We start from the raw sequence: 24052 nt of genomic DNA on the forward strand, positions 1-24052 counted from the left end.
TATTGTCCACCTATCGGACAGCCGTGGACAGCCGTGTACGGGCAAGGGCGGTCAGCCGGTGTACGCCCTGACCCTCTTCGCGAGCGCCGCCGTGGCAGCGCCCGGATCGTCGGCCTCGGTGATCGCGCGCACGACCACCACCCTGCGGGCACCCGCGTCCAGCACCTCGTCGAGATTGCCCGCGTCGATGCCGCCGATCGCGAACCAGGGCCGGTCCTGGCGCAGCCCCGCGGCGTACCGGACGAGGCCGAGGCCCGGGGCGTACCGGCCGGGCTTGGTGGGGGTGGGCCAGCAGGGCCCCGTGCAGAAGTAGTCCACGCCGGGCTCCGCGACGGCCGCGTCGACCTCGGACTCGCCGTGCGTGGAGCGGCCGACGAGCACGTCGGCGCCGAGGATCGCCCGCGCGGCCGGGACGGGCAGGTCGCCCTGTCCCAGGTGCAGCACATCCGCACCGATGGCGTGGGCCACGTCGGCGCGGTCGTTCACGGCGAGCAGCTTGCCGTGCCTGCGGCAGGCGTCGGCGAAGACCTGGAGGTGCTCAAGCTCCTCGCCGGCCTCCATGCCCTTGTCGCGCAGCTGCACGATGTCCACGCCGGAGGACAGCACGGCGTCGAGGAAGTCAGGGAGGTCGCCCTGGCGCTTGCGCGCGTCCGTGCACAGGTACAACCGGGCATCGGCGAGCCGCTCGCGCGCGGTGGAGCCGTCGGTCGGCGGGTACGTGGACGACGTGGGCGTGGGCATGGCGGTGTGTCCCCCCGTTGATGGGCGGTGCACGGGCCGGCTGGGGCCCGTACACCGCATCGGTTGTGTCGGCTGAGGTCAGACGGCGAGCGCCTGGGCGCGCCGCTTCACCTCCGTGCCGCGATTCTCACTCAACGCCTGCGCGGGGGTACCGGGCAGGGTCGGGTCGGGAGTGAAGAGCCAGTCGAGCATCTCTTCGTCGGAGAAGCCGTCGTCCCTCAGGAGTGTCAGGGTCCCTGCGAGACCCTTGACCACCTTGTCGCCGTCGATGAAGGCGGCAGGCACCTGAAGCACCCTGTTCTCTCCGCGGCGTACGGCGATCAGCTGGCCTTCCTTGACCAGCTGCCGGACGCGCGTCACCTCGACATCGAGCATTTCCGCGATGTCGGGGAGGTTGAGCCAGGCGGGGACGAGAGCATCGATCTTTGCGTCAATCTCGGTCACGGGACAAGCGTGCCATCTGGGACTGACAGCCGGTAGTCGGGGCCTGCCGTCCGGGCCGCGGTGACCGCCTAAAGGGTGGCGGACTTGAGCGGGACGGACGGATCCGCGGCCCGCTCCGGGTCCAGCCGGAGGCCCGACGCGATGAGCCTGCGCCCCTGTGCGAGGTCACGCGGCCGCGCCACGGTGAGCAGCGCGACGAGTGCCCCTTCGCGCAGCCAGCACACCGACCAAGCGGCGCCGGCCGGGTCGCCGCGCCACACCGTCGCGTCGGCGTGCGCGTGGTGGCCCGCGTACTGCACGAAGCGGCCGAACTGCTCGGACCAGAAGTACGGGACGGGGTCGTAGTCCTGCGGTGTCTCGCCGACGATGTTCGCCGCGACCGCGTGCGGTCCCTGGAGCGCGTTGTCCCAGTGGTGGACGAGCAGGCGTTCGCCGTAGCGGGCGGAGGGGAAGGACGCGCAGTCCCCGACGGCGTACACGTCGGGCTGCGAGGTGCGCAGGCGCGCGTCGGCGGTGACGGAGCCGTCCGGGCCGAGTGCGATGCCGGAGCCCGCGAGCCAGGCCGTCGCGGGCCTGGCGCCGATGCCGACGACCACCGCGCCGGCCGCGAGCCGCCGGCCGTCGGCGAGGACGACGGTGCCGGGCTCGATCCGTGCGACGCGCGCGCCGGTGAGCAGTTCGGCGCCGCTCTCGGCGTACCAGGCGGCCATGGGGACGGCGATCTCGGCGGGCATGGTGCCCGCGAGCGGCCGGTCGGCCGCCTCGACGACGGTCACCGCACAGCCCGCCTCGCGGGCCGCCGTGGTGAACTCCGCGCCGATCCAGCCGGCCCCGACGACCACGATGTCGTGCTTCCGCTCGAGCACGGGCCGCAGCCGGGCCGCGTCGTCGAGCGTGCGCAGGAGATGGACTCCCTGGACGCCTTCGCCGCCCGGCAGCGTGATGGGCAGCGCTCCGGTGGCGACGACCAGTACGTCGTACGGGACCGGGCCCGAGGGGGTGTCGATCTCGTGCGCCCCGGGGCGCACGCCCGTCACTTCGCGCCCCAGATGAAGTTCGATGCCCAGTGCCTCGAAGTCGACGTCGAAGGCCGACTCCTCGGCCTGGCCGAGCAGCACCGCCTTGGACAGGGGCGGCCTGTCGTACGGCTGATGCGGCTCGGCGCCGATCAGCGTGACGGTGCCGGTCCAGCCCTGCTCCCGCAGGGCGACGGCGGTCTGCACGCCGGCCATTCCCGCACCGACGATGACGACGCGCCGCTCTGTCTGCTTCTGCTCACTCACCCGGTCACTCTAGGGCGGCGGGTCCCACTGCTCTCAAGGCCACGAAGGGGAGATCTCTGACACACCGTCACAGGGCGGCCGGCGGCAGCTCCTCGACGACGCTCGTCCCGCTGCCCTCCTGGGACTCCCAGGACCAGGTCTCCTCCAGCCGTACGCGCCCGTCGGGGAGGCCGACGACGGTGGAGGCGCAGTGGCCCGACGAAGTGGTGCCGTCCTGCTTCAGCTGTACGTAACGGAAGTCCAGCGCGTCGCCCTCGCGCGTGCCGACGAGGTGACCGCGTACGACGTCGCCGCCCGCGTACTCGGCCCAGATCCGGCCGTTCTCCTCGTGGTACGTGAAGCGGGTCCGTGTCCCGACCTGGCCGGGGGCCTGGTCGGCGACCGGCGAGAAAACGAGTCCGTCGAGCGAGCGGGCCACAGCGGTTGCTCCCTTACAGCGCGTTGGGGCCGGGCGTTAGGGTGGCCAACGTACTGCTGCCATCCGGGGGACGACTCCCGGACCCCCAGCAGGAAACACAACTCGCGGGAGTCCGGGCGTACCGGGCTGAGAGGGAGGCTGGGCGGCCTCCGACCGTACGAACCTGATCCGGGTCATGCCGGCGAAGGGAGGGGCTGGACGCCCATGTCGCGTACATCAGACGTCCTCGTCATCGGGGGCGGAATCATCGGCCTGGTCACGGCCTGGCGGGCCGCGCAGCGGGGGCTGCGCGTCGCTGTCGCCGATCCGGAGCCAGGCGGCGGGGCCGCGCAGGTCGCGGCCGGAATGCTGGCCGCCGTAACCGAGCTGCACTACGGCGAGCAGACGCTGCTCGGCCTCAATGTCGCGTCCGCCGAGCGTTATCCGGCATTCGTCGCGGAGCTGGAGGCGGCGAGCGGGCAAGGCACCGGCTATCGCGCGTGCGGCACGCTCGCCGTCGCGCTCGACACCGACGACCGCGCCCACCTGCGCGAACTCCACGCGCTCCAGCGCCGCTCCGGCCTGGAGTCGGAGTGGCTCACGGGGCGCGAATGCCGCCGCCTGGAGCCGATGCTCGCGCCGGGCGTGCGCGGGGGCCTGCGGGTGGACGGCGACCACCAGGTTGACCCGAGGCGGCTGACCGCTGCCCTGCTGACGGCCTGCGAGCGGGCCGGGGTCATCTGGCATCGCGGCTGGGCGGATCGGCTCTCTGTCGTACGGGAACGGGCCTCCGGGGCCGTACTGGCGGACGGGACGCGGCTCGCGGCCGGCCAGGTGGTGCTGGCCGGCGGCAGCCTCAGCGGCAGGCTCGGCGGCGTACCGGAGGAGGTGCTGCCACCGGTACGGCCGGTCAAGGGGCAGGTGCTGCGGCTGGCCGTACCGAAGGCGTACGCGCCGTTCCTGAGCCGGACGGTGCGGGCGGTGGTGCGGGGGAGCCACGTCTATCTCGTGCCGCGCGAGAACGGTGAGCTGGTCGTCGGAGCGACCAGCGAGGAGCTCGGCTGGGACACGACGGTCACGGCGGGCGGCGTGTACGAGCTGCTGCGCGACGCGCACGAGCTGGTGCCCGGGATCACCGAACTGCCGCTGACGGAGACCCGCGCCGGGCTTCGCCCCGGTTCCCCCGACAACGCTCCGCTGCTGGGGCCGACCGCGCTGCCAGGGCTGCATCTGGCCACGGGGCACTACCGCAACGGGGTGCTGCTCACTCCGGTCACGGGCGATGCGATGGCCGATGTGCTGGCCGGTGGGGAGCTGCCGGACGAGGCGCGCCCCTTCAGCCCGCTCCGCTTCGCGCCGGCCCCTCCCGCTTCACTGGCCTCCCCCGCCTCCGTACCGCAGGAGCAGCCCGTATGACCATCTCCGTGAACGGCGAGACCCGCGAGGTCGTCGCCGGTACGACGCTGGGCGCGCTCGTCGCGACCCTCACCCGGGCCCCTTCGGGGGTCGCCGCCGCCCTCAACGAGACCGTCGTACCGCGAGGGCAGTGGGATGCCACCGCGCTCGGCGACGGTGACCGTATCGAAGTCCTCACCGCAGTCCAGGGAGGCTGAACCATGGCCGACGACCTTCTGACCATCGCGGGCACGACGTTCTCGTCGCGTCTGATCATGGGAACGGGCGGGGCACCGAGCCTCGACATACTGGAACGTTCGCTTGTCGCGTCCGGGACCGAGCTGACGACCGTCGCGATGCGGCGGCTCGATCCGACGGTCCAGGGATCGGTTCTTTCCGTTCTGGGGAAGCTCGGAATCCGGGTGCTGCCGAACACCGCGGGGTGCTTCACGGCGGGCGAGGCCGTGCTGACGGCGCGCCTCGCGCGGGAGGCGCTGGGTACGGACTGGGTGAAGCTGGAGGTCGTCGCCGACGAGCGGACGCTGCTGCCCGACCCGATCGAGCTGCTGGACGCGGCGGAGACGCTGGTGGACGACGGTTTCACCGTGCTGCCGTACACGAACGACGATCCTGTGCTCGCGCGGAAACTGGAGGACGTGGGGTGTGCGGCGATCATGCCGCTGGGGTCGCCGATCGGCTCTGGGCTCGGTATCCGTAACCCGCACAATTTCGAGCTGATCGTGGAGCACGCGCGCGTGCCGGTCGTTCTCGACGCGGGCGCGGGTACGGCGTCGGACGCGACGCTGGCGATGGAGCTGGGGTGCGCGGCGGTGATGCTGGCGTCGGCGGTGACGCGGGCGCAGGAGCCGGTGCTGATGGCCGAGGCGATGCGGCACGGGGTGGAGGCGGGGCGGCTGGCGTATCGGGCCGGGCGGATTCCCCGGCGCCATTTCGCGGAGGCGTCGTCGCCTGCGGCGGGCAGGGCGGCCCTGGACCCGGAACGCCCGGCGTTCTGACCCGGCCGGCCGCTGCGCCGGGCTCTTTCCCCACCCCGCCCCTTCCCGCAGTGAGTCCAGCCCCTCCGGCGTTTGAGGAGCGGGGTCTGGGGCGGCGCCCCAGTTCGGGAAGGGGCGGGTAGGGGAAAGCCCGCCGCAGGCGCCGACGCCCGCCCCCGCGTCACAGCTCCGCTGCAATGCCGCCCCCGGAACCCGCACCCGCACGACGTGTCAGCGGCGGCTCGTAGACTCGCCCCGTGGATACGACCCTCCAGGACCCGCTCGTCGGGCACGTGCTCGACGGCCGCTACCGCATCGACGCGCGCATCGCCGTCGGCGGCATGGCCACGGTCTACCGGGCCGTCGACACCCGCCTCGACCGCGTGCTCGCCCTCAAGGTGATGCACCCCACCCTCGCCGCCGACGGCTCCTTCGTGGACCGGTTCATCCGGGAGGCGAAGTCGGTCGCCCGGCTCGCGCACCCGAATGTGGTCGGCGTCTTCGACCAGGGGACGGACGGGTCGTACGTCTACCTCGCGATGGAGTACATCCCCGGGTGCACGCTGCGCGACGTACTGCGCGAGCGCGGTGCTCTCCAGCCCCGCGCCGCCCTCGACATCCTGGAGCCCGTCCTGGCCGCGCTCGGCGCCGCCCACCGCGCCGGCTTCGTGCACCGGGACATGAAGCCGGAGAACGTCCTGATCGGCGACGACGGCCGCGTCAAGGTCGCCGACTTCGGTCTCGTACGGGCCGTGGACACCGTCACCAGCACCACCGGCTCCGTCCTCGGCACCGTGTCGTACCTCGCGCCCGAGCAGATAGAGCACGGCACCGCCGACACCCGCGCGGACGTCTACGCCTGCGGTGTCGTGCTGTACGAGATGCTGACCGGCGCCAAGCCGCACACCGGCGGCACCCCCGCGCAGGTGCTCTACCAGCACCTGCACGAGGACGTGCCCGCCCCGTCCGCCGCCGCGCCCGGACTCGCGGTCGAGCTGGACGAACTGGTCGCGGCCGCGACCGCGCGCAACCCGGAGATCCGTCCGTACGATGCCGTGGCCCTCCTCGCGCAGGCGAGGGAAGCGCGCGCCGCCCTGAGCGACGAGCAGCTCGACGCCGTGCCGCCGCAGGCGCGCCCCGAGGCGACGCACAACGGCGCCGAGGACCGTACGAGCGTCATCCCCAGGACCATGACCATCGGCCACAGCGACGCCGAAGAGCCCCTCAACCGCACCAGCCGCCTCCAGATGCCCGCGCCCCAGCCGGCGCCGTCCTCCGGGCGCGCCCTCGCGCCCAGACGTGGCGCGCTCGCGATCGTCGCCGCCGTCCTGCTCGTCCTGGGGGTCGGCGCCGGCGTCTGGTACATCAACTCCGGGCAGTTCACCCGCGTCCCTTCGCTCCTCGGCCAGACAGAGAAGGAAGCCGCCAAGCGGCTCTCCGCCGCCGGTCTCGACGTGAAGGACGTGCAGCGCAAGTACAGCGAGACGTACGACCGCGGCACCGTCATGAACAGCGACCCGGCCTCCCGCGCCCGCATCCGCGACAACGGCTCCGTCACGCTGGTCGTCTCGCGCGGCCCGGAGACGGTGAAGGTCCCCGACGTCGAGCGGCTGCCGCTGGCCAAGGCCAAGGCCGAGCTGAAGAAGGCCGGCCTGGCCCCCGGCATCGTCAGCAGGGCGTTCAGCGAGGAGGTGCCGCAGGGTTCCGTCGTCAGTACGGACCCCCGCGCCGGCACCGAGCGGCACCCCGACTCCGCGATCGCCGTCGTCGTCAGCAAGGGCTCCCCCGTGGAGGTGCCCGACGTGACCGGCGAGAGCGTGCAGGACGCCACCTCCGCACTGGAGGACGACGGGTTCAAGGTCAAGGTGGCGCCCGGCCGGATCACTTCCCCGCAGGAGGCCGGAGCCGTCGCCCGCCAGTCCGCGGCCGAGGGTGCGCAGCTCGCCCGGGGCGACACCGTCACGCTCACCGTCTCCAAGGGCCCGCGCATGATCCCCGTGCCCGATGTCGTCGGTGAGAAGGTCGACGACGCGAAGGCCACGCTCAAGGCGGCGGGCTTCGAGGTCGAGGTCGACCGTCCCTTCCTCTCCTTCAGCGACGAGATCGCGAGCCAGTCGGTCGAGGAGGGCGACGAGGCCCCGGAGGGCAGCACGATCACCATCAGGACCAAGGGCGGCCTGTAGCGTACGAGCGCCCTGGCATCCTTGACGGCGATGAGCAACGCACCTTTCCCCTCCCGAAACCCTGTCGGCAGCCACGTGCCCGTGGCCGGCGGCCTGTCCACGACCGGTCTCGCGTACGCCCGTGAACTGGGCGCCGAGGTCGTTCAGGTCTTCGTCGCCAACCCGCGCGGCTGGGCGACACCCACCGGAAACCCGGCCCAGGACGAGCTGTTCCGCGCGGCCTGCGCCGCCGAGCGGATACCGGCGTACATCCATGCCCCGTATCTGATCAACTTCGGCTCGCACACCGAGGCGACCGTCGAGAAGTCCGTGGAGTCGCTGCGGCACTCGCTGCGCCGCGGGCGCGAGATCGGCGCGCTGGGCGTGGTCGTGCACACCGGTTCCGCGACGGGCGGCCGGCCGCGCTCGGAGGCGCTCGCGCAGGTACGTACGCACCTGCTGCCGCTCCTCGACGAGCTGACGCACGACGACGACCCGTTCCTGCTGCTCGAATCGACGGCCGGGCAGGGCTCCTCCCTGTGCTCGCGCGCCTGGGACTTCGGCCCGTACTTCGAGGCACTCGACGCCCACCCCAAGCTCGGCGTCTGCCTCGACACGTGCCACATCTACGCGGCCGGGCACGACCTCGCGGGGCCCGGCGGGATGAAGCAGACGCTGGACCTGCTGGTGGACACGGTCGGCGAGGGCCGGCTCAAGCTGATCCACGCCAATGACTCCAAGGAAGGCGTCGGCGCCCACAAGGACCGCCACGAGAACATCGGCTCCGGGCACATCGGCGAAGAGCCGTTCCGGGAGTTGTTCTCGCACCCGGCGACCGAGGGCGTACCGCTGACGATCGAGACGCCCGGCGGCAAAGAGGGACATGCGGCCGATGTGGCACGGCTGAAGGAACTGCGGGATCTCTGAGGGCTGCTGAAATCCGAAAATCCGTTGGAATACCCTGGGGGGGGTATACCGTCCCCTCTGTAGGCAGGAACCACGGCATCCTCAAGGCCGGCGTCGACTTCAAGACCGCCTTCCGGGTCGCCCTCGCCGCCGACACGCTCTCGATCGCCGTGATGGAAACGATCGACAACGGCGTACTCGCCCTGTGGCCGGGCGCGATGGACGCGCACCTCACCGACGTCATGTTCTGGGGCGTACTCGCCTTCGCGCTCTTCGCCGCCTTCCTCATCACCACACCCGTCAACAAGTGGATGATCGGCCGCGGCAAGGGCCACGCGGTGGTCCACCAGTACCACCACTGAGGTCTCGGGGCAGCCGGCCGGCCCGGGTGTTACAGCTCGGGGCCGTCGCCCGGCTCCTCCTGATAGGAGTACCGCTGCTCACGCCAGGGGTCCCCGACGTTGTGGTAGCCGCGCTCCTCCCAGAAGCCCCGGCGGTCCGCCGTCATGTACTCGACGCCCCGGACCCACTTGGGCCCCTTCCAGGCGTACAGATGCGGTACGACCAGCCGCAGCGGAAAGCCGTGCTCGGCGGTGAGCAGCTCACCGCCCTTGTGGGTGGCGAAAATGGCGCGGTCGGAAGCGAAGTCCGCGAGCCGCAGATTGGCGCTGAAGCCGTACTCGGCCCAGACCATGACATGCGTGACGCTCGGCGCGGGAGGCGCGAGTTCGACGAGCGTACGAGCGAGTACGCCACCCCATTCGGCCCCAAGCATGCTGAATTTCGTCACGCAGTGCAGATCGGCCTCGACCGTGGAGAACGGGAGCGCCGAGAACTGCTCATGGTTCCAGCAGTGCTTGTCACCGTCGGCCGTCGCGCCGAATATGCGGAACTCCCAGCGTTCCGGCTTGAATTTGGGTACAGGGCCGTAGTGGGTGACGGGCCAGCCACGCTGCAGCCGCTGCCCCGGCGGAAGCTCGGGCTGCGCTGATTCGTGATGTTCCCGGCTTTCCGGCTGACCCATGACTCCATGGTGACAGACGGCGAAGGGTGGTCATGACCAGGTCTGACCCTATTCGGGGCAACTCCTGATAAGCCTGCACTTACTGGACGCCCTTCACCCGCGATGCAAGGATGCGCGAAACCTGCCCAGTACCACGCCTGGAAGGAGCCTCTGCGATGCAGGGCGACCCCGAGGTCATCGAATTCCTCAACGAGCAGCTGACCGCCGAGCTGACTGCCATCAACCAGTACTTCCTGCACGCCAAGATGCAGGACAACTTCGGCTGGACGAAGCTCGCGAAGTACACCCGGGCCGAGTCCTTCGACGAGATGAGGCACGCGGAGACACTGACCGACCGGATCCTCTTCCTGGACGGCCTGCCGAATTACCAGCGGCTCTTCCATGTGCGGGTCGGGCAGACCGTCACCGAGATGTTCCAGGCCGACCGGCAGATCGAGGTCGAGGCGATCGACCGCCTCAAGCGCGGCATCGAGGTGATGCGGGCGAAGGGCGACATCACGTCGGCGAACATCTTCGAGGACATCCTCAAGGACGAAGAGCACCACATCGACTATCTCGACACCCAGCTGGAGCTGGTCGACAAGCTCGGTGAGTCGCTCTACATCGCCCAGCTGATCGAGCAGCCGGAGAGCTGATCAGGCGGCTGCGGAGAGGCTTGAGTCGGCGAGTACGCTCTCGGCGACCGCCGTCTCGGCCAGTGCCGCCTCGCCCTGTTCGATCAACGCGCGGCGCGGGCACGCACCGCGGCCGAGAAGCCCCTGGATCGTGCGTACGCAGGACCCGCAGTCCGTCCCCGCCTTGCTGACCGACGCTATCTGGCGCGGTGTGCAGGCACCGGCGGCAGCGTGCTCCTTGATCTGCTGATCCGTTACGCCGAAGCAGGAACAGACGAACACGCGGCACACCTCCTGACACGGGCGAGGGGGACGGCTAATCGGTAAGGTCAACCTAACCTTACCCGCCGTCCCCCGCACGCAAAAGCCCCGGATACGGCTGTGGGGCGCGGATCACATTCGATCCGCGCCCCACAGCCGTTCTGTGCTGCTACCGCCTACTGGTCGCGGTACATCTCGGCGACCAGGAACGCCAGGTCCAGCGACTGGCTGCGGTTGAGCCGCGGGTCGCAGGCCGTCTCGTAGCGCTGGTGCAGGTCGTCGACGAAGATCTCGTCGCCGCCGCCCACGCACTCGGTGACGTCGTCACCGGTCAGCTCCACGTGGATGCCGCCCGGGTGCGTACCGAGGCCCTTGTGCACCTCGAAGAAGCCCTTGACCTCGTCAAGTACGTCGTCGAAGCGACGCGTCTTGTGGCCGGAGGCGGCCTCGTAGGTGTTGCCGTGCATCGGGTCGGTCACCCACGCCACGGCGGCGCCGGAGGCGGTGACCTTCTCGACCAGCTCGGGGAGCTTGTCGCGGACCTTGTCGGCGCCCATGCGGACGACGAAGGTCAGCCGGCCGGGCTCACGGTCCGGGTCGAGCTTGTCGACGTAACTCAGCGCCTCGTCGACCGTGGTCGTCGGGCCCAGCTTCACGCCGATCGGGTTACGGATCTTCGAGGCGAACTCGATGTGCGCGCCGTCGAGCTGGCGGGTGCGCTCACCGATCCACAGCATGTGGCCCGATACGTCGTACAGGTGGCCCGTACGCGAATCGACCCTGGTCAGGGCGGTCTCGTAGTCCATGAGCAGCGCTTCGTGCGAGGCGTAGAACTCGACCGTGCGGAACTCGGCGGGGTCGGTCCCCGCGGCCTTCATGAAGTTCAGCGCGTTGTCGATCTCGCGGGCGAGCTGCTCGTAACGCTGACCGGAGGGCGAGGACTTCACGAAGTCCTGGTTCCAGGCGTGCACCTGGCGCAGGTCGGCGTAACCGCCCGTGGTGAAGGCGCGCACGAGGTTCAGCGTCGAGGCGGACGCGTTGTACATCCGCTTCAGCCGCTCGGGGTCCGGGATCCGGGCCTTCTCGGTGAACTCGAAGCCGTTGACCGAGTCGCCGCGGTAGGTCGGCAGGGTCACGCCGTCGCGGGTCTCGGTGTTCTTGGAGCGCGGCTTGGAGTACTGGCCGGCGATCCGGCCCACCTTCACGACGGGCACGGAGGCGGCGTACGTCAGTACCGCGCCCATCTGGAGAAGGGTCTTGAGCTTGTTTCGGATGTGGTCGGCGGAAACGCCGTCGAAGGCCTCGGCGCAGTCGCCGCCCTGCAACAGGAACGCCTCGCCCTTGGCGACGGCTCCCAGTCGGGCGCGCAGCTGGTCGCACTCGCCCGCGAAGACGAGCGGCGGATACGACTCGAGGTCCGCGATCACATCGCGCAGAGCCTCGGCATCGGGGTACTCAGGCTGCTGCGCCGCGGGAAGGTCTCGCCAGGTGTTGCCACCGTTAGGGGTGGTCTTAGCGTTCACGGTCACCCTGACAACATTACGTGGTCAGCTCCCCGGTCCATTCTCTGGCCCACCAGATGAGACGGCGGCCGCTCGCATGGACCGCTCCCCCGCGCTCGGCGCCGCGAGTGCGAGCAGCTCGCCGCCCTCACACGCCACGACGGGGAAGGCGTCCCGCAGGATCCCGTCCAGGTCTCCGGATCGCCCGGCATGCCGGGCAGCAGCCTCATCCGTTCCTGCCTCGACGCCGCTCTCGACACGCTGATACGTCGCCGGGACACGCGTGAAGCCGACGGCCGCATCCGCTAGGGTGCGATGCATGTTCGCGCAGACGACTAAGACCTGGTGGTGGACCGCTCATCCGGCGGCCCACTGACAATCGCGCGCAACACTGATCGCGAAGGCCGCCCGAGGGGCGGCCTTTGGTGTTTCCCAGGGGCTGTTCCTCTCCACCCGGATCGACCGCATCCCCCCGGAAGGAACACCACCATGCTGATCAGCACGCTCCTCGACGACACCCGCCCCTTCGCGCTGCTGCGCAGGCGGACGCCCGGCCAGGACCACGACACCGTCGAGGTGCTGATCGGTGACGTGCACGAGGCCGCACGCCTGGCCGACATCCCGGCCGGCGCCGGGGACACGCCGGTGCTCGCGCTGGTCCCGTTCCGGCAGATCCGGGAGCGCGGGTTCGACGTACGCGACGACGGGACGCCACTGAGTGTGCTGGTCGCGCGAGAGACGTACGCGCTGGCGCTCGACGACGTCCTGGCGCAGCTTCCCGCCCACGACGTGCGGGTGGAGGGCGGCGCGTTCGACGTGGGCGACGAGGAGTACGCCGGGATCGTACGGCGGGTCATCGACGACGAGATCGGGCGCGGCGAGGGCGCGAATTTCGTCATCCGCCGCACCTTCGAGGGCGAGATTCCGGGGTTCTCGCGGGCCGACGCCCTGGCGCTCTTCCGGCGGCTGCTCACCGGAGAGCGAGGGGCGTACTGGACCTTCGTCGTGCACACCGGGGAGCGCACGCTCGTCGGCGCGAGCCCCGAGGTCCACGTCCGGATGAGCGGCGGGACCGTCGTGATGAACCCCATCAGCGGTACGTACCGCTACCCCTCGGACGGGCCCGGCGCCGAGGGCCTGCTGGACTTCCTCGACGACGGCAAGGAGACCGCCGAGCTCTCGATGGTCGTCGACGAAGAGCTCAAGATGATGTGCACCGTCGGCGACATGGGCGGGGTCGTCGTCGGCCCGCGCCTGAAGGAAATGTCCCATCTCGCGCACACCGAGTACGAGTTGCGCGGCCGCTCCTCCCTCGACGTGCGCGAAGTACTGAAGGAGACGATGTTCGCAGCGACCGTCACGGGATCGCCGGTGCAGAACGCCTGCCGCGTCATCGAGCGGTACGAGCCCGGTGGCCGTGGCTACTACGCGGGCGCGCTCGCCCTCATCGGCCGGGACGCGGGCGGCGCCCAGACCCTGGACTCGCCCATCCTGATCCGTACCGCGGACATCGCACCGGACGGCGGGCTGCGGGTGCCGGTCGGCGCGACGCTGGTGCGCGACTCGGACCCGCACAGCGAGGTCGCCGAGACGCACGCCAAGGCGGCGGGGGTGCTGGCGGCGCTGGGCGTGCGTCCGGCGCGGCCCGCGCACGAGGGCGTACGGCCGAAGCTCGCGGACGATCCGCGCGTACGGGAGGCGCTCGACTCGCGGCGCGCGTCCCTCGCGCCTTTCTGGCTGCGGATGCAGGAGCGGTCGTCGTCCCTGACCGGGCACGCGCTGGTGATCGACGCGGAGGACACCTTCACGGCGATGCTCGCGCACCTGCTGCGCTCGTCGGGCCTCGACGTGTCCGTACGGCGGTACGACGAGCCGGGCCTGCGGGCTGCCGCGCTCGCGCACGAGGGCCCCGTGGTGCTCGGCCCCGGGCCGGGCGATCCCTCCGACGCGGGCGATGGCAAGATGCGGTTCCTGCGGGGACTCGCGGCGGAGCTGGTGCGCGGGCACCGGCACGGGCTGCTCGGGGTCTGTCTGGGACACGAGCTGCTGGCGGCCGAGCTGGGGCTGGGGATCGTACGCAAGCGGGTGCCGTACCAGGGGGCGCAGGCGCGGATCGACTTCTTCGGGCGGCCCGAGACCGTCGGTTTCTACAACAGCTTTGTCGCCGGCTGCGACGAGGAGCAGGCGGCGGAGCTGGCCGCGCACGGCGTAGAGGTCAGTCGGGACCCCGCCACAGGAGAGGTGCACGCCCTGCGGGCGGCCCGCTTCGCCTCGGTGCAGTTCCACCCGGAGTCGGTGCTGACCCTGCGCGGCGCGGCCATGGTCACTGACCTGCTGACGCCGTCGCTGCTCGGCCGGCGGTAGGCGGGGTGCCCGGGGCTTGTTCCCCCTACCCGGCCCTACCCGAATTCAGCCCGTCCGGCGTTTGAGGACATGCCCGGAGGGCGTCGGGGGCTGGGGGCTTGCCCCCGGTTCGGGAAGGGGCGGGGTGGGGAACAAGCCCCCCGCGCAGCGGCGGCGCGGTCAGCCGAAGAAGACGCCGACCTCCGCGTACAGGGCCGGATCGACCGTCTTCAGCCGCGCCGTCGCCTCCCCGATCGGCACCCGCACGATGTCCGTTCCCTGGAGCGCGACCATCTTGCCGAAGTCGCCGTCCCTTACGGCCTCGATCGCGTGCAGCCCGAACCGGGTCGCCAGCCATCGGTCGAAGGCGCTCGGAGTACCGCCGCGCTGCACATGCCCGAGAACGGTGGTGCGCGCTTCCTTCCCCGTCCGCTTCTCGATCTCCTTGGCCAGCCACTCGCCGACGCCCGAGAGCCGCACATGCCCGAACGAGTCGAGCGTGCCGTCCTTGAGGACCATCTCGCCGTCCTTGGGCATCGCGCCCTCCGCGACGACGACGATCGGCGCGTACGACGCCTTGAAGCGGGAGGTGATCCAGCCGCAGACCCGCTCGATGTCGAAGCGCTGCTCGGGGATGAGGATGACGTTCGCGCCGCCCGCCAGGCCCGAGTGCAGGGCGATCCAGCCCGCGTGCCGGCCCATGACCTCGACGACGAGGACGCGCATGTGCGACTCGGCGGTGGTGTGGAGGCGGTCGATCGCCTCGGTCGCGATGCCGACGGCTGTGTTGAAACCGAAGGTGTAGTCGGTTGCGGAGAGGTCGTTGTCGATGGTCTTGGGTACGCCGACACATTTGACGCCGTACTCGTCGGACAGCCGGGCAGCGACACCCAGCGTGTCCTCGCCGCCTATCACGATGAGCGCGTCGACCTCGCGCTTGGCGAGGTTCTCCTTGACCCTTCGGATGCCGTCCTCGGCCTGGAGCGGATTGGTCCGCGAGGAGCCGAGTATGGTGCCGCCGCGGGGCAGGATGCCGCGTACGGCCGGAATGTCGAGTCGTACGGTGTCGCCTTCGAGCGGTCCGCGCCAACCGTCCCGGAAGCCGGTGAAGTCGTAGCCGTACTCCTGCACGCCCTTGCGGACGACGGCGCGGATGACCGCGTTGAGCCCGGGGCAGTCGCCTCCCCCGGTCAGTACTCCGACCCGCATGAAATTGTCCCTTCGCCACATTCAGCAGTGCCGTGTGGCGCCACGCTAGTGGTGATCCAGGTCACAGCGACATGGGGCGTCGGGCAATTCCGGGTCGTACTAAGCGTCGTCGAGGCCGCGTTCGATCGCGTAGCGGACGAGCTCCACGCGGTTGTGCAGCTGGAGCTTGCCGAGTGTGTTCTGCACGTGGTTCTGCACGGTGCGGTGCGAGATCACCAGGCGTTCGGCGATCTGCTTGTACGAGAGGCCCTTCGCGACCAGCCGCAGCACCTCGGTCTCGCGGTCGGTGAGCTGCGGCGCCTTCGGCTCGTGCGAGGAGGCGGCGGGCAGCGGGTCCGAGGCCAGCCGGCGGTACTCGCCGAGGACCAGGCCGGCCAGGCCCGGGGTGAAGACGGGGTCGCCTGCGGCCGTGCGCCGTACCGCGTCGATCAGCTCCTCGGGCCCCGCCGACTTCAGCAGATAGCCCGTCGCACCCGACTTCACCGCTTCCAGTACGTCGGCGTGCTCGCCACTCGCGGACAGCACCAGGACGCGCAGCGCCGGGTCGGCGCCGACGAGTTCCTTGCAGACCTGGACGCCGGGCATGCCGGGGAGATTGAGGTCGAGGACGAGGACCTGGGGGCCGACGGCCTGGGCGCGGCGCACCGCCTGCGGCCCGTCGCCCGCCGTGGCCACCACGTCGAAGCCCGCCGCGTCGAGGTCGCGGGCGACCGCGTCCCGCCACATCGGGTGGTCGTCGACCACCATCACCCGGATCGTCTTGCCCGTCTGCTGTTCGTCGCTCATCGCGCCTGTCCCGCCTTCCCCCGTGGAACCTTCAATTCGACTTCCGTGCCCTGCCCCGGAACCGAGATCAGCTCGGCGGTGCCGCCGATGTCCCGCAGCCGCCCGCGGATCGACAGAGCGACACCGAGGCGCCCCTCCCCCTCGGCCTGCGCGAGCCGGCCCTCCGGGATGCCGGGGCCGTCGTCCCGTACCGTCACGATCACTTCTTCCGGCCAGTCCTCGACCAGAATCCACGCCTGGGCGTCTTCCCCGGCGTGCCTGCGCACATTGTCCAGTGCGGCACTGACAGCCGCCGCGAGCTCCATGGCCGCCGCCGGTTCCAGCAGGACCGGGGCGCCGGGCTCGGCGAAGCTGACCTTGGACCCGGCGTGCGGGGCGAGCAGGGAGCGCAGGTCGCAGGGGCGCGCGCCGTCGGAACCCTCGTACTCCTCGTCGTCCACCTCGACCGTACGGACCACGGCGCCCAGCGCGGCGTCCTCCGAGGCCCGCGTGGCCGGTACGAGGCCGCTCGACACCAGGGTGCGCAGCGCGACCTCCTGTTCCCCGGCCATCCTGCCCAGTTCGGCCGCCTCGCCGCCGAGGGAGGTGCCGCGCCGCTGCACCATGGCGAGCACCTGGAGCACGCTGTCGTGGATGTCGCGGGCGAGGCGCTCGCGCTCACGGGTGGCGGCCTCGATCTCCAGGGCTCGGGCGAGGGTGCGCTCGGAGGCGCGGGCGACCTCGACGACGTAACCGATCGCGATGGAGGCGACCCACACCAGCAGGACGTTGTGGAACGTGTCCCGGCTGGGCTCGCCGCGCTCGACGATGTTGGCGGCGGCGACGAAGGACGAGGCGAAGGCCGCCCAGCGCCAGCCGCCCTTGATCGCGAACGCGAGAACGGAACCCGCGGTCCATATCGTCGGCAGCGTGGGGCCGTCGACCTGCTGCGCGTGGAAGTCGGCGAGCGGGGTGAGCATGATGCCCGTGAGGGCGATCGCGAGGTCGGAGACGAGGAAACGCTTGGTGCAGCTGGCCGCGTTCGCCACCTTGGGGAGCGTGACGAGCGTCCAGACGGACATCACCGCGAGGAACGCGACGGCCACCCAGGGGCGCTCGAACTTCTCCCGCGTGAAGACGAACAGGAGCACCGCGTACACCGTCGTCATGACGCGATAGCCGGTCAGCGCACGCCACAGCGGCTGCTCGACCGACATGCGCACGACATGCTCACGCTGAGCCTTGGCCATCATCCCCACCCCGTGACGGACACTGTTACGCGCCGGACCGTTCCGCCTGCTTGGCCTTCTCGGCCCTCTCCAGCTCGGCCCTTTCGGCCTTGGCCGCCTTCTCCGCGTCGGCGATCTGGCGCTTGGCCGCCGTGGCGTAGATGTCGACGTACTCCTGGCCGGAAAGCTTCATGATCTCGTACATGACCTCGTCGGTCACCGACCGCAGAATGAACCGGTCGCCGTCCATGCCGTGATAGCGGCTGAAGTCCAGCGGCTTGCCGATCTTGATCCCCGGGCGCATCAGCTTGGGCACGAGCTTGCCGGGCGGCTGGATCTTCTCGGTGTCGATCATCGCGACCGGGATCACGGGCGCGCCGGTGGCGAGGGCCACGCGCGCGAGGCCACCGGGCTTGCCGCGGTAGAGACGGCCGTCGGGCGAGCGGGTGCCCTCCGGGTAGATGCCGAAGAGGTTGCCGCCCTCGATGACGTCGATGCCGGCCTTGATCGCCGCCTCACCCGCGCCGCGCGCACCCGAGCGGTCCACGGGGAGCTGGCCGACGCCCTTGAAGAACGCGGCGGTGAGCTTCCCCTTCACACCGGGCGAGGTGAAGTACTCCGCCTTGGCGATGAAGGTGACCTTGCGGTCGAGGACCGCGGGCAGGAAGAAGGAGTCCGAGAAGGACAGGTGGTTGCTCGCGAGGATCGCGGGGCCCTCGGCGGGGATGTTCTCGAGGCCCTCCACCCAGGGCCTGAAGGCGACCTTCAGTGACCCTCCGATGGAGAACTTCATAGCGCCGTAGATCAACCGAGTGCCTTCCCTTGTCTGTCGACATGACCATAACCCGTGCCGGGCCTGCGCTCTCTCCCAACAAGGCTGCCCGACGGACCTGGTCGGTGTCGGTCCGGTCGCGTACGGTGAAGTACACCTTCGCGCCCCCTCAGCAGTCCAAGACTTCAGCGTCGGACTCACACTCATGAACAGGAGACCCCGGTGCCGGTCCTTCCTGGAGCCGAGCCGTTCCGCCACGAGGGCGGAGAGGTCGGCGTCCTCCTCTGTCACGGCTTCACCGGTTCCCCGCAGTCGCTGCGCCCCTGGGCGGACCATCTGGCCGAGCGCGGACTGACCGTCTCCCTTCCGCTGCTGCCCGGGCACGGCACCCGCTGGGAGGACATGCAGCTCACGGGCTGGCAGGACTGGTACGCGGAGGTCGACCGCGAGCTGCGCGTACTGCGTGAGCAGTGCGGCCAGGTCTTCGTGTTCGGGCTCTCGATGGGCGGGGCGCTGACGCTGCGGCTGGCCGCGAAGCACGGGGACGCGATCTCCGGGATCGCCGTGGTCAACCCGGCGAACAAGGTGCACGGCCTGTCGGCGTACGCACTGCCGGTGGCCCGCCATCTCGTACGTACGACAAAGGGTCTGCGCAGTGACATCGCGAAGGCGGGCGCCGAGGAGGTCGGCTACGACCGCGTCCCGCTGCACGCGGCGCACTCCGTGCGGACCTTCTTCCGGCTCGTCGACGCGGAGCTTCCGCAGGTGACGCAGCCGATGCTGCTGCTGCACAGCCCGCAGGACCATGTGGTGCCGGCGGCGGACTCGGCCCGCATCCTCAGCCGGGTCTCGTCGACGGACGTCACCGAGATCCTGCTGGAACAGAGCTACCACGTCGCGACGTTGGACCATGACGCGGAGCGGATCTTCGACGAGAGTTACGCGTTCATCGGCCGCCTCGCTCCGAGTGTCGGGAAGAAGGGGAGCACGACCGGTGGCTGAGCACGACGCGGAGCCTGCGGGCCGCGAGGAGGAACGGGAGCCGGACGAGACGGCGGGGGCGCCCGGGGCAGCCGCCTCCGGAGAGTCCGCGGAGTCCGGCGGGAGGTCCGTCGACGAGGAAGAGGCGTGGGCCGCGATCGTCGCGGGGTACGGCGAGGAGCCGCCGGACCCGCCGGGTGCGAAGCCGTTCAAGTCGATCGAGGACCTCTTCCTGCCGGAGGGCGACATCAACAGCATGGGCGGCGACCGCCCGAAGAAGTCTCCGGACAAGGACACTGAGGCGGCGGCGGCCGAGCCGGACACGACGGCCCCGGGCCCGGAACCGGACGCGGCCCCGGAACCGGACCGGGAGAGACCGCTCGGCAGTTCCGTCGTCTTCGCCCCCGGCATCGACGGCCCGCGCAACTACTCGCTCGAGGAGCCGGGCGAGGACGACCTCGACGCGAGCGACGAGGGCCACTTCGTACCGCCGGAGCCGCCGCCACTGCCGCCGGCCGACACCACGGCCAGGTTCGCCTGGCTGGCGGTCATCGGCGGCCCGGTGCTGCTGCTCGTCGCGGTGCTGCTCCAGTGGGACATGACGTGGTGGCTGACGACGCTCGGCGTCGGCGGCTTCCTGGGCGGGTTCGCCACGCTGGTGGCGCGGATGACGCACGACGACGACGAGGACGACGACCCGGGCCGCGGCGCGGTCGTCTAGAGACCTCGCTTTCCCCACCCCGCCCCTTCTGGGCGGTGCCATTTCGCACCTCCGCCGCGTGAGGGGCCCGCCCCGGCCCCCGCACGAGCCCGGCTTCCACCCGGCGCGGGCTCCCGGGCGGGGTGGGGGTTTCTGTGGAGTCGGGACCTTGGGGTGGTGGGCTTCGGAGGGGGAAAGAAACGCTCCGCTCCGGTCAGCGGCGGTTACGACGCCGGAACACGCAGGGCCGCCAGCACCGGAAGGTGGTCCGTGGCCGCGCGTACGTCCGCCTCCGGGAGGCCCAACGGGACGCCGCAGCCCAGGACTTCGACCCCCGGTGTCGCGAAGACCGCGTCGATGCGCTGATGGCGGCTGACCGGGGTCGAGGTGTACTCGCCGCCCCACGGCTTCACCGCCCAGCAGTCCTGCAGCTCCCCCGCCAGCCGGCGGAAAGTCCGCCCGTCCGGCCGTTCGTTGAGGTCGCCGCCCGCCACCGCGTGCGGCACGTCCATCTCCTTCAGCCGGTCGAGCAGCAGCCCGCCCTGTGCGTACCGCTCCTGACTCTGGAGGCTGAGGTGGCAGCTCAGTACGCCGAGCCTCGCGCCCCCGATCCGCACCACCGCCGTCGCGAACCCCCGCCGGTGCAGCCCCGGCGTACGCGGCAACAGCACATCCTCCGTACGTTCCACCGTCACCCGCAGCGAACACAGCAGCAGCGGGCCCGAAGCGGTCGCTCCGCCGCCGAGCGTCACCAGGTCGCTGTGGGCCGCGAGCCACGCGGCGCGCTTGCGCCAGCGGAAGAACCGCGGCGCCTCCTGGACGAGGACGAGGTCGGGCTCGCAGGCACTGATGACCCGGGCCAGCGCCTCGCGGTCGTCGCGCATCGAGCGGATGTTGTAGCTGAGGACACGGATGACGGCCGAACCGTCGGCCTCGGTACGGGACTCGGGCAGCGTACTCAGCGTATTGATCGGGCTCGTCGCCATGTGATCACGATACGGAAATGCCCGCCGCACCCCAAGGGGGCACAGCGGGCACAGGCAACCGCCTCAGCCCTGGCGCGCCAGGTCCGCCGCGCCGACCAGGCCGGCCTTGCCGCCCAGCTGCGCCGCGAGCACCTGCGCGTGCGGACGCCACTGACCGCCGATCAGCCAGCGCCGGAACGACTTGCGGATCGGGTCGAGGACCAGCTCGCCCTCGTCCGAGACGCCGCCGCCGACAATGAACGCCGACGGGTCGAAGAGCGAGGCCAGGTCGGCCAGGCCCGCGCCCGCCCAGCGGGCCAGCTCGCGGAAGGAGTCGACGGCCACCGGGCAGCCCTGGCGGGCGGCGGTGCTGATGTGCTTGCCCTCGATGCCCTCGACCGTACCGTCGCCGAGGGCGAGGAGGATCTTGGCGTTCTCGGGGGTGGCGTTGGCACGCTGCTTGGCGTACCTGACGAGGGCGCGCCCCGACGCGTACTGCTCCCAGCAGCCCTGGCTCCCGCAACCGCACAGCAGGCCGTCGGGGACGACCCGGATGTGACCGAACTCGGCGGCCACGCCGAAGCGTCCGCGGCGCAGCTTGTTGCCGATGATGATGCCGCCGCCGAGGCCGGTGCCGAGGGTGATGCAGATGACGTCCTCGTGGCCCTGGCCCGCGCCGAACCTGTACTCGCCCCAGGCCGCCGCGTTCGCGTCGTTCTCGACCACGACCGGCAGCCCCACCCGCTGCTCGACCTTGTCCTTCAGCGGCTCGTGCCGCCAGTCGATGTTGGGCGCGAAGAGGACGGTGGCGCGCTTGTCGTCGACGTAACCGGCGGCGCCGATGCCGACCGCCTCGATCTGGTGGCCCCTGCCGGCCTCGGAGACGGCCGCGCAGATCGCGTCGACGATGCCTTCGGCGGTCGGCGGCGTCGGCACCTTGTGCGTGTCGAGAATGGTGCCCTCTTCGTCGACCACGCCTGCCGCGATCTTCGTGCCGCCGATGTCGACGCCGATGGTGAGTCCCATGTGTCCCTCAGTTTTCGGTCGAGCCCCGCTAAGGCCAACCGTACCCGAGGCGCAGCTCAGTCCAGGTCGATGTGGGTGCTCGACGAGGGGCCTTCGGGGCCGTCGTCTTCGGCGTTCTTACGGTCCGCCGGCTGCGCCGGACCTCGGGTCCAGCGGCCCTCCTGGCCCTGGACGGCGGACCGGTAGGCGGCCAGCAGCTCGTTGCCCGCGGCGGCCAGGTGGTCGAAGACCTCCGGGTTGCGCTCCACGACGGGCTCGACCGCGGACCTCGCCTGGTTGATGAGCTGGCTGACCGTGCCCTGCGCGGCCATGCCGGGCAGTGACGACTGGAACGAGTTGACCTTGTCGGCGACGGCGTCGAGGAGCTTGCGCAGCTCCTCTGCGGCGGACCCCGGCTGTGCCCCGCCGCTCTCGGCGCGACGGCGGGCCTTCTCGGCGGCGAGGTCCTCGGCGCAGGCCTTCGCCCACGCGTCGGCTTCGGGGGCCTCGGCGGGCTCGGGGGAGGGACGCTCTGTGGCATCGCTCATGGCGGACTCCTGCGGCAGGCGGCGGTTCGTACGGCACGTACGCCTCGTACCACCGACGTTACCCGAACGGCGGCACGCGGTTCACTTGGTCTGCGGCCACAGCCGGGGATCCGGCGTGAATCGCACCCTCAGTACGCCGCCCGTCAGGCCCGCCCCCGAGACGTCGCAGCGGCGCAGGGCCGACGGCAGGGGAAGGATGCGGCGGAACGGGCCCGCGTCGAGGACGAGTTCGTCGCCGCGGCGCATCAGCCCGAGCTCCTCCTTCGCTGCCCCGGGCAGCGGCAGGTGCCATACGAGGAAGCCGTCCTGCGCGATGCGGTCCTCCACGGACCAGGACTCGTCAGCGCCCTCGGGCCCCGGCTCCACCGCCAGGGCCCCGTCGGCGGCCAGGGCGTCGAGGTCGGCGAGGCCGCGCGGGTCGCCGCCGAGGTGGCGCACCTCGCGGACCGGCGCCGTCGGCTGCCACTCGTCGGCCCACTCGGCCAGGCACTTCTGCTGCTGGGCGGCGAGCGCCGCGAGCCAGGTGTCCGGGGAGTCCTGCGGCAGCGTCCGGTTCGCCGTCACCGTCTCGACGTGGAGGCCGAAGAGGGCAAGTCCGGTGCGGGCGGTGGCCAGCGCGTCGGCTCCGGCGGGGCCCGGCTCGGCGACCAGTCGTACGGTCGTGTCCGGGTCCGCGAGCAGCGCCTCGACGGCGGCCAGCTCTCCGTCCCAGCGGGCGGCCGTCTCGTACAGCCACTGGGCGGGCATCGGGACGCCGGCGAGCTGGGCGATCATGGGACGCAGCGCGCGAGCCGCCTGTCGCTCGGCCGGAAGCAGCCGGCGCAGGTAGCGGCGCAGCTGCTCGGGAAGCGCGAGGGCGGCGAGGGCGGCGTGCAGCGGCGGCAGGTCGACGACGACGAGGTCGTACGCCGGAGAACCGTCCCCGGCGCCCTGGCCGCAGGCCCGCAGCGCGCGGAGCAGTGCGAACTGTTCGCTGCCGGGGAGTTCGGTCAGTTCCTCGGCGGCCAGGCGGTTCGCGCCGAGCAGGTCGAGTACGGATCCCGCGCGCTCCTGGAGCGACAGCAGCTCGGCGCGGAACTGGGCGCCGGAGTCGACCCTCGCGGCCCACAGCCGCGGAGCGGCCTCGGCCGGGGCGGAGCCGGTGGTTATGCCCAGGGCGGCGCCCAGGGTGTCCGCCGGATCGGTGGAGAGGACCAGGACGCGCTTGCCGTCCCGCGCGGCCGCCAGAGCGGTCGCCGCGGCGACGGTGGTGCGGCCCGCGCCGCCGGGGCCGGTGACGAGGACCGTACGCATGCAGACATCAGCCCTTCGGCTGGCTCGGGTCGCTCTCGACGCGCTTCTTCAGACCGGCCAGAGCACGGTCGATGATGACCTTCTCGGCCTTGCGCTTGATCATGCCGAGCATCGGGATCTTGACGTCGACGGTCAGCTGGTAGGTGACCTCGGTACGGTCGCCGCCGCCCGCCGGGGCGAGGCTGTACGAGCCGTCGAGGGCCCGCAGCATCTGCGACTTGACCAGCGTCCAGCTGACCTGGTTGTCGCCGGCCCAGGTGTACGCGAGGGTGTGGTCGTCCTTGATCGCGCCGGCGTCCAGGAGCAGGCGTACCTGCTCGGCGCGGCCCTGGGCGTCGGTGGCCAGGACCTCGGCCTCCTTCACCTCGCCGGTCCACTCGGGGTAGCGGGCGAAGTCGGCGATCACGCCCATCACGTCGGCCGGTGCCGCCTCGATCGTGATGCTCGAGCTGGTGTGTTCCGCCATCGCTGTGGCTCCTCCAGTGCGGTTACCGGTCAGGGGTCAGGCATGTCAGGGG

At 71.2% G+C, this 24052-nt stretch carries 26 protein-coding genes, 1 pseudogene and 1 riboswitch; of the genes and pseudogenes, 11 read left to right on the forward strand and 16 right to left on the reverse strand.

The window, feature by feature from the left end; genetic code table 11:
* Positions 1 to 51: 51 nt before the first annotated feature.
* The 4 genes from thiE to AC1P0E_RS08300 form a co-directional block, all read right to left on the reverse strand.
* The gene (gene thiE, locus AC1P0E_RS08285; protein WP_482741507.1) at positions 52 to 741 is read right to left on the reverse strand and encodes a thiamine phosphate synthase; all 690 of its coding nucleotides are present in this window, start codon (positions 739 to 741) and stop codon (positions 52 to 54) included.
* A 78-nt stretch (positions 742 to 819) separates the two neighbouring features.
* Entirely contained in the window at positions 820 to 1185 is a 366-nt protein-coding gene (locus AC1P0E_RS08290) for an Rv2175c family DNA-binding protein (RefSeq protein WP_482741508.1), read from the reverse strand.
* Between the two features lie 68 nt (positions 1186 to 1253).
* Entirely contained in the window at positions 1254 to 2468 is a 1215-nt protein-coding gene (locus AC1P0E_RS08295) for an NAD(P)/FAD-dependent oxidoreductase (protein WP_482741509.1), read from the reverse strand.
* A gap of 67 nt (positions 2469 to 2535) precedes the next feature.
* Complete coding sequence (locus tag AC1P0E_RS08300; RefSeq protein WP_482741510.1) at positions 2536 to 2886, reverse strand: avidin-fold protein; 351 nt, start codon at positions 2884 to 2886, stop codon at positions 2536 to 2538.
* Positions 2887 to 2980: 94 nt separating this feature from the next.
* Positions 2981 to 3094: riboswitch (TPP riboswitch) on the forward strand.
* Here AC1P0E_RS08300 and thiO point away from each other — a divergent pair.
* The 6 genes and pseudogenes from thiO to AC1P0E_RS08330 form a co-directional block, all read left to right on the forward strand.
* Positions 3091 to 4281 carry a glycine oxidase ThiO gene (gene thiO / locus AC1P0E_RS08305; RefSeq protein ID WP_482741511.1) on the forward strand — a complete coding sequence of 397 codons (1191 nt, stop codon included), beginning with the start codon at positions 3091 to 3093 and terminating at the stop codon, positions 4279 to 4281. Its footprint overlaps the riboswitch before it by 4 nt.
* Positions 4278 to 4478 (forward strand): sulfur carrier protein ThiS, encoded by a 201-nt coding sequence (gene thiS, locus AC1P0E_RS08310; RefSeq protein WP_452804772.1) that lies wholly within the window; start codon positions 4278 to 4280, stop codon positions 4476 to 4478. The genes thiO and thiS overlap by 4 nt, the downstream gene beginning before the upstream one ends.
* A gap of 3 nt (positions 4479 to 4481) precedes the next feature.
* On the forward strand, positions 4482 to 5276 hold the full coding sequence (locus AC1P0E_RS08315; protein ID WP_482741512.1) for a thiazole synthase: 795 nt from the start codon (positions 4482 to 4484) through the stop codon (positions 5274 to 5276).
* Between the two features lie 236 nt (positions 5277 to 5512).
* Positions 5513 to 7438, forward strand: coding sequence for a Stk1 family PASTA domain-containing Ser/Thr kinase (gene pknB, locus AC1P0E_RS08320; protein WP_482741513.1), 1926 nt, complete (start codon positions 5513 to 5515; stop codon positions 7436 to 7438).
* A 30-nt stretch (positions 7439 to 7468) separates the two neighbouring features.
* Positions 7469 to 8344, forward strand: a complete 876-nt coding sequence (locus AC1P0E_RS08325) for a deoxyribonuclease IV (protein WP_482741514.1) — start codon at positions 7469 to 7471, stop codon at positions 8342 to 8344.
* A gap of 74 nt (positions 8345 to 8418) precedes the next feature.
* Positions 8419 to 8685 (forward strand): annotated as a pseudogene (locus AC1P0E_RS08330) (DUF4396 domain-containing protein); the annotation flags it as partial.
* A 29-nt stretch (positions 8686 to 8714) separates the two neighbouring features.
* Here AC1P0E_RS08330 and AC1P0E_RS08335 read toward each other — a convergent pair.
* Positions 8715 to 9347, reverse strand: coding sequence for a sulfite oxidase-like oxidoreductase (locus tag AC1P0E_RS08335; protein WP_482741515.1), 633 nt, complete (start codon positions 9345 to 9347; stop codon positions 8715 to 8717).
* A 155-nt stretch (positions 9348 to 9502) separates the two neighbouring features.
* On the opposite strand from AC1P0E_RS08335, the gene bfr reads away from it, so the two are divergent.
* Positions 9503 to 9982 carry a bacterioferritin gene (gene bfr, locus AC1P0E_RS08340; protein WP_482741516.1) on the forward strand — a complete coding sequence of 160 codons (480 nt, stop codon included), beginning with the start codon at positions 9503 to 9505 and terminating at the stop codon, positions 9980 to 9982.
* On the opposite strand, the gene AC1P0E_RS08345 is transcribed toward bfr, so the two are convergent.
* A complete protein-coding gene (locus tag AC1P0E_RS08345) occupies positions 9983 to 10243 on the reverse strand; it encodes a (2Fe-2S)-binding protein (protein ID WP_482741517.1) in 261 nt (86 codons plus the stop codon).
* 155 nt (positions 10244 to 10398) lie between these two features.
* Positions 10399 to 11751: a class II 3-deoxy-7-phosphoheptulonate synthase gene (locus AC1P0E_RS08350; RefSeq protein ID WP_482741518.1), complete on the reverse strand. Its 1353-nt coding sequence runs from the start codon at positions 11749 to 11751 to the stop codon at positions 10399 to 10401.
* A gap of 292 nt (positions 11752 to 12043) precedes the next feature.
* On the opposite strand from AC1P0E_RS08350, the gene AC1P0E_RS08355 reads away from it, so the two are divergent.
* Complete coding sequence (locus tag AC1P0E_RS08355) at positions 12044 to 12100, forward strand: trp operon leader peptide (RefSeq protein ID WP_482745690.1); 57 nt, start codon at positions 12044 to 12046, stop codon at positions 12098 to 12100.
* A 113-nt stretch (positions 12101 to 12213) separates the two neighbouring features.
* Positions 12214 to 14088: an anthranilate synthase family protein gene (locus tag AC1P0E_RS08360; protein WP_482741519.1), complete on the forward strand. Its 1875-nt coding sequence runs from the start codon at positions 12214 to 12216 to the stop codon at positions 14086 to 14088.
* A gap of 159 nt (positions 14089 to 14247) precedes the next feature.
* On the opposite strand, the gene AC1P0E_RS08365 is transcribed toward AC1P0E_RS08360, so the two are convergent.
* The 4 genes from AC1P0E_RS08365 to AC1P0E_RS08380 all read right to left on the reverse strand — a co-directional run bounded on the left by AC1P0E_RS08365 (position 14248) and on the right by AC1P0E_RS08380 (position 18063).
* Positions 14248 to 15276, reverse strand: coding sequence for a 6-phosphofructokinase (locus AC1P0E_RS08365; RefSeq protein WP_482741520.1), 1029 nt, complete (start codon positions 15274 to 15276; stop codon positions 14248 to 14250).
* Between the two features lie 99 nt (positions 15277 to 15375).
* Positions 15376 to 16062 (reverse strand): response regulator, encoded by a 687-nt coding sequence (locus AC1P0E_RS08370; RefSeq protein ID WP_482741521.1) that lies wholly within the window; start codon positions 16060 to 16062, stop codon positions 15376 to 15378.
* Positions 16059 to 17294 (reverse strand): MacS family sensor histidine kinase, encoded by a 1236-nt coding sequence (gene macS, locus AC1P0E_RS08375; protein ID WP_482741522.1) that lies wholly within the window; start codon positions 17292 to 17294, stop codon positions 16059 to 16061. The genes AC1P0E_RS08370 and macS overlap by 4 nt, the downstream gene beginning before the upstream one ends.
* Before the next feature lie 22 nt (positions 17295 to 17316).
* A complete protein-coding gene (locus tag AC1P0E_RS08380) occupies positions 17317 to 18063 on the reverse strand; it encodes a lysophospholipid acyltransferase family protein (protein ID WP_482741523.1) in 747 nt (248 codons plus the stop codon).
* 201 nt (positions 18064 to 18264) lie between these two features.
* Here AC1P0E_RS08380 and AC1P0E_RS08385 point away from each other — a divergent pair, with 201 nt between their 5' ends.
* Together AC1P0E_RS08385 and AC1P0E_RS08390 are read left to right on the forward strand one after the other, a co-directional pair.
* Positions 18265 to 19044 (forward strand): alpha/beta hydrolase, encoded by a 780-nt coding sequence (locus AC1P0E_RS08385; RefSeq protein ID WP_482741524.1) that lies wholly within the window; start codon positions 18265 to 18267, stop codon positions 19042 to 19044.
* A complete protein-coding gene (locus AC1P0E_RS08390; protein ID WP_482741525.1) occupies positions 19037 to 19744 on the forward strand; it encodes a hypothetical protein in 708 nt (235 codons plus the stop codon). Before AC1P0E_RS08385 ends, AC1P0E_RS08390 begins: the two co-directional genes overlap by 8 nt.
* A 203-nt stretch (positions 19745 to 19947) precedes the next feature.
* Here the strand turns inward: AC1P0E_RS08390 and AC1P0E_RS08395 are convergent, their stop codons facing one another.
* From AC1P0E_RS08395 to AC1P0E_RS08415, 5 genes are all read right to left on the reverse strand, one after another.
* Positions 19948 to 20709: an endonuclease/exonuclease/phosphatase family protein gene (locus AC1P0E_RS08395; protein ID WP_482741526.1), complete on the reverse strand. Its 762-nt coding sequence runs from the start codon at positions 20707 to 20709 to the stop codon at positions 19948 to 19950.
* A 63-nt stretch (positions 20710 to 20772) separates the two neighbouring features.
* The gene (locus AC1P0E_RS08400; RefSeq protein WP_482741527.1) at positions 20773 to 21714 is read right to left on the reverse strand and encodes an ROK family glucokinase; all 942 of its coding nucleotides are present in this window, start codon (positions 21712 to 21714) and stop codon (positions 20773 to 20775) included.
* A gap of 56 nt (positions 21715 to 21770) precedes the next feature.
* Complete coding sequence (locus AC1P0E_RS08405) at positions 21771 to 22241, reverse strand: DUF5304 domain-containing protein (RefSeq protein ID WP_482741528.1); 471 nt, start codon at positions 22239 to 22241, stop codon at positions 21771 to 21773.
* An 81-nt stretch (positions 22242 to 22322) separates the two neighbouring features.
* Positions 22323 to 23534, reverse strand: a complete 1212-nt coding sequence (locus AC1P0E_RS08410) for an ArsA family ATPase (RefSeq protein ID WP_482741529.1) — start codon at positions 23532 to 23534, stop codon at positions 22323 to 22325.
* A 7-nt stretch (positions 23535 to 23541) separates the two neighbouring features.
* The gene (locus AC1P0E_RS08415; RefSeq protein ID WP_482741530.1) at positions 23542 to 24000 is read right to left on the reverse strand and encodes an SRPBCC family protein; all 459 of its coding nucleotides are present in this window, start codon (positions 23998 to 24000) and stop codon (positions 23542 to 23544) included.
* Between the last annotated feature and the right edge of the window lie 52 nt (positions 24001 to 24052).

The sequence above is a fragment of the Streptomyces sp. TRD_SC_5 genome, assembly GCF_056836825.1.